The organism is Paenibacillus sp. F4 (assembly GCF_002894905.1).
Lineage (GTDB): Bacteria > Bacillota > Bacilli > Paenibacillales > Paenibacillaceae > Paenibacillus > Paenibacillus polymyxa_B.
In genome coordinates, this window is the sequence record NZ_POVS01000010.1 from 1 (window position 1) to 13,233 (window position 13,233).

At 46.8% G+C, this 13,233-nt stretch carries 9 protein-coding genes and 1 pseudogene; all 10 read right to left on the reverse strand.

What is annotated here, in order from left to right; genetic code table 11:
* Positions 1-95: 95 nt before the first annotated feature.
* Complete coding sequence (locus C1T21_RS10900) at positions 96-2,537, reverse strand: heavy metal translocating P-type ATPase (protein WP_103048264.1); 2,442 nt, start codon at positions 2,535-2,537, stop codon at positions 96-98.
* A gap of 187 nt (positions 2,538-2,724) precedes the next feature.
* Positions 2,725-3,093, reverse strand: coding sequence for an ArsR/SmtB family transcription factor (locus C1T21_RS10905; RefSeq protein ID WP_007432172.1), 369 nt, complete (start codon positions 3,091-3,093; stop codon positions 2,725-2,727).
* Positions 3,094-3,241: 148 nt separating this feature from the next.
* Positions 3,242-4,366, reverse strand: a complete 1,125-nt coding sequence (locus tag C1T21_RS10910) for an NADH:flavin oxidoreductase (RefSeq protein WP_103048265.1) — start codon at positions 4,364-4,366, stop codon at positions 3,242-3,244.
* A gap of 204 nt (positions 4,367-4,570) precedes the next feature.
* Complete coding sequence (gene cyoD / locus C1T21_RS10915) at positions 4,571-4,906, reverse strand: cytochrome o ubiquinol oxidase subunit IV (protein WP_103048266.1); 336 nt, start codon at positions 4,904-4,906, stop codon at positions 4,571-4,573.
* Positions 4,907-5,515, reverse strand: coding sequence for a cytochrome o ubiquinol oxidase subunit III (gene cyoC, locus C1T21_RS10920; protein ID WP_013373104.1), 609 nt, complete (start codon positions 5,513-5,515; stop codon positions 4,907-4,909).
* Positions 5,515-7,491, reverse strand: a complete 1,977-nt coding sequence (locus tag C1T21_RS10925; protein WP_025723659.1) for a cbb3-type cytochrome c oxidase subunit I — start codon at positions 7,489-7,491, stop codon at positions 5,515-5,517. The genes cyoC and C1T21_RS10925 overlap by 1 nt, the downstream gene beginning before the upstream one ends.
* A gap of 25 nt (positions 7,492-7,516) precedes the next feature.
* Entirely contained in the window at positions 7,517-8,500 is a 984-nt protein-coding gene (gene cyoA, locus C1T21_RS10930; RefSeq protein ID WP_103048267.1) for a ubiquinol oxidase subunit II, read from the reverse strand.
* Between the two features lie 346 nt (positions 8,501-8,846).
* Complete coding sequence (locus tag C1T21_RS10935) at positions 8,847-9,095, reverse strand: hypothetical protein (RefSeq protein ID WP_103048354.1); 249 nt, start codon at positions 9,093-9,095, stop codon at positions 8,847-8,849.
* Positions 9,096-9,311: 216 nt separating this feature from the next.
* Positions 9,312-10,656: pseudogene (locus C1T21_RS10940) on the reverse strand (GH1 family beta-glucosidase).
* The gene (locus tag C1T21_RS10945) at positions 10,653-13,133 is read right to left on the reverse strand and encodes a glycoside hydrolase family 95 protein (RefSeq protein WP_103048268.1); all 2,481 of its coding nucleotides are present in this window, start codon (positions 13,131-13,133) and stop codon (positions 10,653-10,655) included. The pseudogene C1T21_RS10940 and the gene C1T21_RS10945 overlap by 4 nt, the downstream one beginning before the upstream one ends.
* Positions 13,134-13,233 lie beyond the last annotated feature (100 nt).

Here is a 13,233-nt window from a genome sequence, read left to right on the forward strand (position 1 = left end):
TATCGGAAGCAGCTTATAGCCTAGGGTCTTTTTTTAGTGTCTATAAAATGGGGTCTTGACCATACATCCGATGTTAACCCGGGGGTGTTTATTATTTACTCGTAAGAACGAACCTTCAATACACGCATCACATTCAATACGGCTAGCAATGTTACACCTACATCGGAAAATACAGCCTCCCACATCGTAGCAATACCGAATGCTCCCAGCGTAAGAAACACAGCTTTGACGCCTAGCGCAAATATAATATTTTGCCATACGATACGACGTGTGCGCTTGGCGATATGGATCGCTGTAACCAGCCTTGAAGGCTCGTCGTTCATGATTACGATATCTGCGGCCTCAATCGCAGCATCCGATCCCAAACCGCCCATCGCTACACCGACATCTGCCAGCGCCAGTACGGGTGTATCATTAATCCCATCGCCTACGAACAAAATTTTGTCGCTCGTTTTTTTACTTGCAGACAACTGCTCGATGGCTTCAGCTTTGTGCTGAGGTAACAGCTCTGCCCGTACTTCATCCAAACCCAGCTGTCGTCCTACAGCCTCGGCAACTGTCCGATTGTCACCCGTCAGCATGATGGTTTTCACCACACCCAACTTTTTCAGCGAAGCAACCGTTTGGGCTGCGTCTTCCTTAACCTCATCTGAAATCAGAATGCACCCGGCATACGTTCCGTCTACAGCCACATGTACGACCGTTCCTTCATCCAGCGTCCCTGTTTGCTGCGCCGCGTTAAAAGCAACATGCTCCCGTTCCATCAGCTTGGCGTTCCCAGCCAGTACCAGACGACCATCTATTTGTGCCTGAATCCCGTGACCGGATATTTCACTATATTGCTGAACCCGTTCTGCTCTGAGTTCTTTACCGTAGGATTCACGCAGAGACGCAGCAATAGGATGTGTAGAATGCAGCTCCGCCAAAGCGGCGGTTTCGAGCAGGGTTTCGTTTGTAAAATCTCCGGCAGGATAAATTCCTGTTACACGGAAAACACCTTTGGTGAGTGTACCTGTTTTATCAAAAACAGCGTATTTCACATGATTCAGAGCTTCAAGATAGTTCCCGCCCTTGATCAGAACACCTGAACGGGAGGCTGCCCCAATTCCCCCAAAGAAGCCTAGTGGAATGGATACTACCAGCGCACAAGGACAAGAAATAACGAGGAAAACAAGCGCACGGTATATCCAATCTGCAAATTGTGCACCTGGCACAACAAGCGGTGGAACAACCGCCAACAACAGCGCTACAATAACCACTACTGGAGTATAGTATCTGGAAAATTTCGTGATAAACTTTTCAGTCGGCGCTTTTTTAGCACTCGCATTTTGCACTAATTCCAAAATTTTAGAGACCGCGGATTCACTAAATTCTTTGCTAACCTCTACCGTTAGAAGTCCGTTCGTATTGATAAATCCACTCAACACACTGCTTCCTGGCTCTACAGTACGAGGCACCGATTCACCAGTCAACGCAGAGGTATCCACATGCGATTTACCATCTATAACCTTACCGTCCAGCGGGATCTTCTCGCCCGGCTTAATTACAATCAAATCCCCAATGCGAACGTCTTCTGGGGACACTCTCCGTACGGACTTAGCCGTCTTCAGGTTGGCATAGTCCGGTCTAATATCCATCAGATCACTGATGGACTTACGTGAACGGTTAACTGCAATGCCTTGAAACAGCTCTCCGATTTGATAAAAGAACATGACAGCTACGCCTTCCGGGTATTCCCCAATCGCAAATGCACCCACAGTAGCCAGCGTCATCAGGAAGTATTCGTCAAAGGCCATTCCACGCACCAGGCTGCGCGCAGCCTGCAAGACAACATCACCGCCAACGATGATATATGCCAGTAAAAATAGGGCCAGCTTGCCTACACCTTCGACAGGTAACCACCAGGCAATAGCCGCAAAGACCGCACCAATAGCCAAACGCGCAATCATGCGGCGCATACCGTCCGTACCGTGATCATGCGTATGCCCAGCGTGGCCATCATCTCCATGCGAATGTGAATGAGCGTGGGTGGCTTCACCATGTTCGTGCTCTGCATGGTGGTTGTGATGCTCGTGTCCATGATCGCCGTGGTTGTGTCCATCGTGCGTATGGGCTTGCTTGCCATGTGCTCCATGATGATGACCAGCATGGCTGTGAGCCGCATGTTGCCCGATCTCCTGTGTATGCCCTTCACCTTCACTATTATGTTTATGACCGCATGCACAATCATCTCTGCAGTCTGACTGTGCTGCACCAGCATTGCTTCGGCTGTCTTCATGCAGGCGGCCACGAGCATTTTTTACAACCATTCGAACATGCGGCTCGAGTCTGTGAACCTTCCGTTCAGTCTGGCGAAAAACCTCTTCTTTTTGATCCGAACTTGTGGTCATCGTCAACGTTTTCGTAACAAAATTGACCGAGCAATCCAGGACCCCTTCTATTTTACTGACTCCATTTTCAATCTTGAGAGCACAGTTGGCGCAATCCAAACCTTCCAAAATCCATTCATGCCGTTCCGTTCTTTTTAGAGCATCCATAGTCATTGGCCTCCAATTAACTATATATGAGCAACTGTTCATATATTATTTGTTAAGGCCATTATATTCAGGATCAGGGTCAAAAGTCAATGACTATAGCCCTTTTTAACAAAAAAATCGACTTCAACAGACAGACGCCAAAAGAGCGCCAATCGCTTGGCGCCCTCTGTTGTTTTATCCCAAATAATTATTGATGTGATATGTGCTGATGGGTTTGCAAAAAGATCTGCTCCACATGATTGTCATCCAGTGAATAAAACACCGTTTTGCCTTCCTTGCGTCGTTTGACAATACGCAGGTTGCGCAAATAACGAAGCTGGTGGGATACCGCAGATTGTCCCATGTTCAACACCTGGGTCAGATCATGGACACACAGTTCTTTTTGTGCCAGGGCATAAATCAGCTTAATTCGTGTCGGGTCACCCAGTGCTTTAAACAGCTCCGACATTTTGTATGCGATGGAATCCTCAACTAGGGAAGATTTTATGCGCTCGATTTCCTGATCTGAACCGTGACAAGCCGGCTCGCAATCCAAAGCTTCCGTTTCAGAATTCATCCTTTTCACCCCGTGTATTTCGACTTGATGCTCCTATTATAGCAAATTCGTAGAATTTACGAATAGCTTATATTACAGCTTGCCCTGTAACAGAAAATTTCCAAGTCTCAATGCTTGCCTAACACTATAGCTTTACACGACATAAAGCTTAATTCAACGTTTTTAATACTTCATCACTGTAAGGAATAATTTCTTCTATTTGTTGATCACGTAACTTCACCGCAAACGCTGGATCAACCAGCAAAGCACGCCCAACCGCAACCAGATCAGCTTCCTCTCGTTCTACTTGCCCCACGAGTTGTTCTAATCTTGCCTCTACACTACTGGATTCATCGGTTTGACGATTATTATTTTTTTCCAAATCACTCAAAAAGGCCTTCTCCAAACCAATCGAGCCTACAGTAATAACTGGCTTGCCTGTTATCTTTTTCGTCCAAGCTGCCAAATTTAGATCAGATCCTTCAAATTCCGGTTCCCAAAAACGGCGGCTTGAGCAATGGAATATATCCACCCCGGCCTTCACTAATGGAGTGAGAAACTGTTCAAGTTCCTGTGGTGTCTGTGCCAGCTTTTCTTCATAGTGGTACATCTTCCACTGGGAGAATCGCAGTACAATTGGGAAATTCGGCCCTACTGCACGACGACAAGCCTCAATGACCTCCACCGCAAACCGAGTACGCTGGACCAAATTGCCTCCGTATTGATCGGTACGCTTATTGGTTTTGTCCCAGAAAAATTGATCGATTAAATAGCCATGTGCTCCATGAAGCTCAATGCCGTCAAAGCCCACTCGCTGGGCATCAGCAGCGGCCTGAGCATAAGCGGAGATAATATCCGCAATCTCAGCCTCTGTCAATGGCTCAACCACCTTTTCGCCGGCGGGAGAGATTCCGGACGGACCGACAGGCAATGCCTCTGGATTCGGTTGATTATCTGCACCTATTTTACGGGCCGTACCCACATGCCAGAGCTGTGGTATAATCTTGCCACCTACCGCATGAACCTCCTCAACTACCTTGGCCCATCCCTTTAATCCCTCACCATAAAAATTAGGAATGCTTGTGTGCTCCACAGCTGCGGGATGATTAATAGCAGTGCCCTCTGTAATAATCAATCCAACTGCATTTTCCGCACGGCGACGATAATACGCGGCCACGTCAGGCCCTGGAATACCTTGAGGGGAAAAATTCCGTGTCATTGGCGCCATAACAATCCGATTGGGAAGAGATAAATTACCTACCTTAAAAGGTTTAAACAGTAATTCTGTGTTCATTACTTTTTCCTCCGCTCTCCACTAGTATTATCGTTTTCACTCTACTGTTATACAATTCCATTTTACACATATGTAAACTTGAGTTCAAGAAGCCACAGTTTTAAATTTAATAAGCTACACAAAAAAAAGAAGAAGCGGCTCTAAGTCCGCTTCCTCTTTCCTAATTAGTTTGTACATGAGTGATTTTGCAAAAATCCTGACTTATTAGTGTGCTACCATGTTGTATTCCATAATCCATACTGAACCACCAACGACGGTCAACAGGATCACTACACCAAGAATCAAGGTCATAACATTCCAACGTGGTCCATTGCTTTCACGGATGTGCATGAAGAAGAAAAGCTGAACCAGAAATTGCAGCACTGCCGCGGCTAAAATAACAACCATGGTCGAAGTGCGGCTCAACATATGATTCATCACCACACCGAGAGGAATGATGGTCAGTACGATGGACAGAATAAACCCGATAACATAGGATTTCACTGAACCGTGAGAATCATCATGACCATGCGAACCCGCTCCTGATTGATGCTGTGCCATCTACATCACCCCCATCAAATAGACGACTGTCAGCAAGAAGATCCAGACAGCGTCCAAAAAGTGCCAGTACAAGCTCAATGCCGAAACTTTCCCCTTCGTCTCTGGTGTAAGCCCGCGTTTTTTCAACTGAAACATGAGTCCAATCATCCAAACCAGACCTAACGAAACGTGAAGTCCGTGCGTTCCGACTAGAGTGAAGAATGCCGACAAGAACGCACTGGTTCCAAAATTGGCTCCTTCGTGTACCATTTCAACAAACTCGTAAACTTCAAAACCGATAAAACCAAGACCCAGGATCGCTGTTACGATTAACCAGCTGATTAATCCCTTCATGCTTCCTTTGTTCATAGCCAACACAGCCAGACCACTTGTGAAGCTGCTCGTGAGCAAGAGGAACGTTTCAATAATAACGCCCGTCATGTTAAACAGCTCTGCGCCACCCGGTCCTCCGGCTGTGTTATTCCGAAGGACGACGAAGGTTGCGAACAAGGTACTGAACAGGATTACGTCCGTTACGAGGAAGATCCAAAAACCAAGCATCTTCAGCTCTTGCGGATCGTGATGCCCGTGGTCATGATCATGGCTGTGATGTGCTGCAGCTTGTGCCATTATACAGACCCCCTTATTGCCGCTTCCGTGCGTTTTACTTCATCCGCAGGGATATAGTAGTCGCCATCATAGGAGAAGAACGAACGGCAAATCATACAAATTGCCACACCGATCAGCCCTGGAATATAGAAGAACGACCAGCCGAATACGAACCCGAAACCTGCAATGAAAAAGAATACCGACATAATGAATGGAATCGCCGAGTTTTTCGGCATATGAATCGCTTCAATTGGCGGTTGCTTTCTGAAAATACCTTTTGCACGTTTATCTTTTTCTGCCCACCAGTCATCACGTTCTTCTACTTGTGGAATGGTAGCAAAATTGTATTCCGGTGCAGGTGAAGGAATCGACCATTCCAACGTATGGCCACCCCAAGGGTCGCCTGTTGTATCCTTCAGCTTGCGGTAATTCTTGATGCCCAGAAGAATTTGAAGAACCTGGAACAAGAACCCAATCCCCATCAGGAATGCCCCAACGGTCGAAACGAGGTTAAGGGGCTGCCAGCCGGTATCCCAGCCATAAGTGCTTAGACGACGCGTCATACCCATCAGACCGAGAGAATATTGTGGAATAAAACATACATAGAAACCGATGTTCCAGAACCAGAAAGCCCATTTACCAGGCGTTTCAGGCAATGTGAAACCGAACATTTTAGGCCACCAATAGTACAGACCTGCCAAGTAACCGAACACTACACCACCAATCAGAGCGGAGTGAAAGTGAGCGATCAAGAAGTAACTGTTATGGAACTGGAAGTCAGCAGGCGCTACAGACAACATGACGCCCGTCAAACCAGCAATCAAGAAGTTCGGAATAAAAGCAATTGACCACATCATAGGGGTCTTGAATGTAATCTTACCCCGATACATCGTGAACAGCCAGTTAAATACTTTAACCCCTGTCGGTATAGCGATAACCATCGTCGAAATCGCAAAGAATGCATTAACATCTGCGCCTGATCCCATCGTGAAGAAGTGATGCGCCCAGGTGAAGAAGGACAGGATCGCAATCATGAACATGGCGTAAACCATGGACTTGTATCCAAACAATTTCTTTTTGGAGAATACGCTGATGACCTCGGAATAAATACCGAAGGCCGGCAAAACTACAATGTATACTTCAGGGTGACCCCACATCCAGATCAAGTTGATATACATCATTGGGTTACCGCCGAAATCAAGCGTAAAGAAGTGTCCTCCTCCGAAGCGGTCAAGGAACAGCAATGCCAAAGTAACCGTCAGAATCGGGAATGCGAAAATGATAATAACACATGACGAAAATACGGACCACGTAAAGACAGGCATTTTCATCCAAGTCATACCAGGTGCACGCATTTTAATAATGGTCACAATAAAGTTGATCCCCGTAGCCAATGAACCTATACCCGAAATCTGAATACCCCAGATATAGAAGTTCTGACCGACGCCTGGACTAAATTGCAGTTCTGAAAGCGGTGGATAACTCAACCAACCTGCATCTGGCGAACCGCCGATAACGAAGGACAGGTTGAACAACATCGCTCCCATAAAGAAAAGCCAAAAGCTCAATGCGTTCAGGAAAGGAAACGCAACGTCACGCGCACCAATTTGAAGGGGTACAGCGATATTAAACAAACCAAACATCAACGGCATCGCCATAAACAGGATCATGATCGTGCCATGAGTTGTGAAAATCTGGTTGTAATGCTCAGGATGCAGAAGTGTAACATCCGGTGTAGCCAGTTGAACACGCATCAATAATGCATCCACGCCTCCGCGGAATAACATCAAGATGGCCGCAAGAATATACATAATACCGACTTTTTTATGGTCAACAGTAGTCAACCAGTTTTTCCAAAGCCAGCCCCATTTTTTGAAATAAGTGAGCACAAACACGATCCCGATCGTCGCTAATGCGATGGAGACGTCCGCTCCATAGATCATTGGGTCTCCAGTAACGAAGAAAGTGGATGCAAACTCTTTTATTTTGTCAAGCATTGGGGGCCTCCTTCCCTATAATCATTTAATTGTGTCCGCTCATATTCATATGACTCATGTCCATTGCCGCATGATCTTCTGTGCCGGACTGAGAAGAACCTTCTGTGGATGTAGCTTCACCATGTCCAGCATGTGGGTTAGAAGCACCCTCCACTACATACTTGTTAACAATGTCTTTGAACAAGCCATCTGGAATCGAAGAATACTCATCAGGCTGGGACAAACCTGGTTTTGCAAGCGCCAAATAGCCGTCCTTCGTCAGCGGCTTAGACTGCTTCTTGATGTCAGCGACCCAGTTTTTATACTCTTCATCCGACTGGACCTCTACATCAAAACGCATTTGTCCAAAATGCTCACCGCTAAAGTTTGCACCCGAACCAAAGTAAGTTCCTTCGTGATCGGCCTGCAAATGCAGTTTCATAGCCATGCCTGACATGGTGTAGATTTGTCCGCCCAATTGCGGAATCCAGAACGAGTTCATCGGGGCGTCAGCAGTCAGTTCAAAACGGACTGGAACACCTTTAGGAATGTGAACTTGGTTAACTGTAGCTATACCTTCCTCTGGGTACATAAAGAGCCATTTCCAGTCCAGTGAAGTCACTTGAATGGTTACTGGCTTTTGCGTACTTGCCAACGGCTTGGAAGGCTCCAGCAAGTAGGTATATCTTGCAGTAATGACCGCAATAATACAGATAACGATAATTGGAATAGCCCACCATGTGGTCTCCAGCTTTTTGCTGTCATCCCAGTGGGGTTGATACTTCACCTTGTTTGCCGGTGTATCACGATACCGCCAAATGATGAAGAAAGTCAAAATCATGACCGGTACAATTATTAGCGCAGACAATGCCGTTGTAAGAATGATCAGCTCTTTTTGTGCTTGCCCAACGGGTCCTTTCGGATCGAAAACAACGTATTTTCCGCCAGCATAAAAACACGTCCAAATGAGCAATGCTACCGTGAGCACGGTCAAAACCAACGCAATAATCGCTTTTGGTTTTTTGTTCATGTTGTTCCCCTCTCCTTAAATAATAAATTACTCAAAACTTTACGAACTCCTGTAATGTTGCCCCTATATAAGATAGCAGAAAAGTGGCCACTTTTTTTATTGTTAACAGAATTGTCGATTATTTGTCCGTTTTTTGTGAAAAACATCTCTAAAAATAAAATTTCTCTTGCAAATTCAAAATTTCTTATTAATACAAAGATGACATAATAAAAACGTTATTTGTGTATCTTAAAGAAGTTATATTAAAGAAAAAAGCGGGACTCCTTACAGTTATCATCCTACACTGCTCGAAGCCCCACATTGTTGTTTTCAGTATATATTTGCTTTAAATCATTTTTAAATTGTATTAACTGCGACCGTTTTCCTGGTCTTCCTTCTTGCGGGCAATGACAAATGATTTCCCAACTAGAAAAATAAAAATCCCGGCAACAACGCAGCCAATACCTGTCATTAAATATATATTCCGATCAGTTAAATTACCTATATCAAGCAAAATAAGGATAATACCTGCAATACAAGCGATCCAAGCGATAACAGATACCGTCCGGCTCATTTGCCCGTCAGTTGATCCTGATTTTCTTAAATTTGCAGCCATACCCTCCACTCCCTTCGGTCTAAAATAATTTTCAACGCCCTCGTCCGATATTTTTGTCAGTATGCACATATCTTGCTTCTTTATTCCCTTTGGTCTCTACATACCTGAAACAACCCTCCGCATATCTTGACTATTATTACCCCGGAAGACCCAGTGTTCAAACAAAAGGGAGTGAAGACAGATCTATCTTTGCTATATTTTTAAATCGCTCTTCGTTTAACGTCTGGTCTCCAACCAGTTATTACTTACTACATTTCGATACCAATAGTAACTTTCCTTCGGGGTGCGGACCAGTGTGCGGAAATCGACATGAATCATGCCAAATCTCATATTATATCCCTCTGCCCACTCAAAATTGTCCATAAGTGACCATGCCATATATCCTTTGACATGAAGGCCGTCATGAATAGCCCGGTGTACCTGCACCAAATGCTGCTGCATATACGAAATACGACGGTCATCCTGAACCTTGCCATTCACGACATCATCGTTGATGCAAGCCCCATTCTCTGTGATATAAATATCGAGGTTACCGTATTTTTGCAAATAATGCAGTACCTCGTACAGCCCACGCGACTCCACTGGCCAACCGATATCCGTTACAGGTAGCCCCATATTTATTTCTTCAGATTGAAGAAACCCGGCTTCAGGATTAAAACGATTAACTGACATAGCATAGTAATTGATACCGATCATATCAATAGGCTCGCCGATAATATCCATATCCCCATCCTGAATAGGCACGGTGGCTCCCTGCTCCGCAAACCAGTCTACCAAAAACTGAGGATACGAGCCTTGATAAATAGGTTGAAGAAACCAGTCACTGTGCAGGGAAATGGTGCGCGCACAAGCGGCTTTATCTTCCTCAGATGTGCTGTAAGGAACAGCCCAGGAGACATTCGGAGCGATACCGATCTGGCCACTGGTGCCCAGCTCGCGGAAACGGCGCACAGAAAGACCATGCGCAACTAGTAGATGATGTCCTACATCAATGGCTGTCTGAAGATTTGTCAGACCCGGGGCATGAACACCCAGCATATTGGATAAAAAGGCGATGCACCACGGTTCATTGAATGTTAGCCAATGGTGTATTTTACCGTGGAACTCGCGGAACATCGTTTCTGCAAACTGGACAAATGCTTGAATCGTGCGACGATTCTCCCACCCTCCAGCATCCTGAAGCGCTTGAGGCAGATCCCAATGGTACAGTGTACAAAACGGTTCAATCCCATTTTCGTTCAACAAATCGACTACGCGATGATAATAGTCCAATCCTTCTTGATTGACTTCACCGTCACCATTGGGAAATATACGCGGCCAGGACACTGAAAAGCGGTATGTACGAATGCCCAGTTCCTTCATTAGGCGGATATCTTCCTCGTAGCGATGATAGCTATCACAAGCTACATTGCCGTTATCACCATTAAATACTTTGCCAGGCGTATGGGCAAAGGTATCCCAGATCGACAAACCTCTCCCATCCTCCTCATAAGCTCCCTCGATTTGAAGCTGCCGTTGCGGTCCCCCACATAAAGTCCTGCGGAAATTGAAAAATGGTCATATTGTCTCTTCCTCTCCTCTAATTATAATCGTATGTCTGTTCGTTATTTCCTGCTCTTTGGTAAAAATCCATGACAAAATGAATCCTCCATGCTCAGGATCAGGCAGAGCCTGACGAGCATCTGTGCTAAACGGATGTGCACTGCGAATCGTGCAGCTTCCTGCTGAGATGGATGTGGCCAGTTCAGCACGGACAAGCCTGGAACCGGACCATTCCATGCCGACCGTCATCCCGCCATGTGCCTTCAATCCACTGACCCGTCCCTCCGCCCATGCCGTTGGCAGGGCAGGCAGTAACGTCAGCTCTCCCGGACGGCTTTGTAGCAGCATTTCTGCGATCCCCGCCGTCGCACCAAAATTACCGTCGATCTGAAAAGGCGGGTGAGCGTCAAATAAATTAGGATAGGTCGATCGCGACAGCAACGTGCGAACATACCGATGTGCGGCGTCGCCATCTTCCAGCCGAGCGTACAGGTTAATCAACCAGGCACAGCTCCATCCGGTATGCCCACCACCGTGATCAAGCCGTCGACGCAGCGATTTGCGGGCCGCCTCAGCCAGCTCCGGGGTATCACGGATGTGAATTTGTCGACCGGGGTACAACCCATATAGATGCGAGACATGTCGATGCCCAGGCTCCGTTTCCTCAAAATCGACAAACCATTCCTGTAACTGACCGTGACGGCCAATTTGATAGGGCATTAACCTGTCCCGTATCTCCTCGCAGCGGTTGCGGAACTCATCGTCTAATTCCAGCAGGTCCGCAGCTTGAATGCAGTTACCCAACAGCTCCCGAATCAGCGTCATATCCATGGTGGAGCCCATAGATATACTGCATTCCTCGCCATCCGGCGTTTTGAATTTATTTTCAGGTGATGTGGATGGGGATGTCACAAGCCGACCTTCCGGGCCTTCCACGAGCCAGTCCATGCAAAAGGCTGCCGCCCCCTTCATGAGTGGATAAGCTTGTTCTGCCAAATAGGCTGTATCCAGGGTAAACAGATAGCGCTCCCATAGATGAGCAGTTAGCCATACACCCCCAAGCGGCCAAAATGCCCAACTGGCATGGCCCCCTGAAGGTCCAGCGTATCTCCACACATCTACATTGTGATGAGCTGCCCACCCTTGAGCACCATAATGGATGGAGGCTACCCTCCGTCCCGTGCGAGCGACTTCTCCAATTATGTGCAGCAATGGTTCATGGCACTCGGCAAGATTGCATACCTCTGCGGGCCAATAGTTCATCTGAGCATTGATATTGGTTGTATAATTACTGTTCCACGGCGGCTGCACCCGGTCATTCCAGATGCCCTGAAGATTGGCAGGCTGACTCCCCGGACGCGAGCTGCCCATGAGCAAATAGCGGCCATACTGAAATAACAGCACCTCCAGCCCCAGGTCGGCCTGACCTTTCTGATAACGTTCTAATCGCAGATCTGTCGGTAGAACGGAGTCGTCGGTTAGAGTATCACCTCTCAGTTCTAATACAACGCGGTCAAACAGCTTTCGGTGATCCTGTTCATGGCGTTGCCGCACCTGCTCATTTCCCAGCGAAATTGCTTCGTCTAAAATGACTTGACAGGCTTCTGCTGATTCCGTTGCATTACTATTCGGCATAGCGTGAAATCCCCGAAATCCGGTAGCTGCTGCCAAATACACCGTGATTTTATCCGCGCCCGAGATGATCAGTGCTCCATCAGCACCCTTCGTCAAGGTTCCTCCCTCGGGAATAACCCTCGCCTGAACTGCAAAAGCCATCCCCAAATCATTTTCATAAACGACAGACTGTGGATGATCGCCGTGATAATTAGATTCCACATGACTGGGCGCTCGTCCAGTTAACGTAATAAAGTCCCCGGACGGCTCCTCGGATGGATCGTCCTCTTTATCGCTATCCCATTTGGATGAATCACCAAAATGTATATCCTCTCCAATCTCGTCTTCACAAGGATGGAGGGAAGTGATGCGCACGGATGCATGGATCTTCCCAAGCTTATTCGCAGTCAGTGACACCATCATGACTCCATCTGGCGCACTGGCGATAACTTCACGGGTATAGCAAACTCCATCACTCTGAAAAGTGACCGCTGCCGTTCCGGTCAGCAAATCCAGTTCCCGTTCATAATGCACAATTTCCCCTAGGCCCTCCTGCGTAATCCACAAATCTCCCAAAGGCTGATAGGCTTCCGTATCGCGACCTAGCATATTCGCATTAATCAGTTGTTCCGCTTCCTTGTATTTTCCATCTGCAATCAGCTTTCTGACAGGCTGCAAATATCGCAATGCATCATACTGAACGCCGTCTCTGGGAAATCCGGACCAGAGCGTATCCTCGTTTAATTGCAAATGCTCCTCTCTGATTCCGCCAAATACCATAGCTCCCAGCCTTCCGTTACCGACTGGTAATGCTTCCTCCCATACCTCAGCAGGCTGGCGATACCATAAACGCAGGGACTGTGGTCTTTCGCTTTTCGTCACATCAAACCCTCCCCTATCAAGATCAAACAGAGCGCTAATCCCGTATGGACCACAAGGACAAGCGCTCTGTCATTCCGGCATTCAAAATTTCGTTAAAAGC

Coding starts and splice junctions, on each gene's coding strand:
- C1T21_RS10910 (WP_103048265.1), bottom strand. CDS start 4,366: ATGAACACAGAATTACTGTTTAAACCTTTTAAGGTAGGTAATTTATCT.
- C1T21_RS10905 (WP_007432172.1), bottom strand. CDS start 3,093: ATGAATTCTGAAACGGAAGCTTTGGATTGCGAGCCGGCTTGTCACGGT.
- C1T21_RS10925 (WP_025723659.1), bottom strand. CDS start 7,491: ATGCTTGACAAAATAAAAGAGTTTGCATCCACTTTCTTCGTTACTGGA.
- cyoD (WP_103048266.1), bottom strand. CDS start 4,906: ATGGCACAGCATCAATCAGGAGCGGGTTCGCATGGTCATGATGATTCT.
- cyoC (WP_013373104.1), bottom strand. CDS start 5,515: ATGGCACAAGCTGCAGCACATCACAGCCATGATCATGACCACGGGCAT.
- cyoA (WP_103048267.1), bottom strand. CDS start 8,500: ATGAACAAAAAACCAAAAGCGATTATTGCGTTGGTTTTGACCGTGCTC.
- C1T21_RS10935 (WP_103048354.1), bottom strand. CDS start 9,095: ATGGCTGCAAATTTAAGAAAATCAGGATCAACTGACGGGCAAATGAGC.
- C1T21_RS10900 (WP_103048264.1), bottom strand. CDS start 2,537: ATGGATGCTCTAAAAAGAACGGAACGGCATGAATGGATTTTGGAAGGT.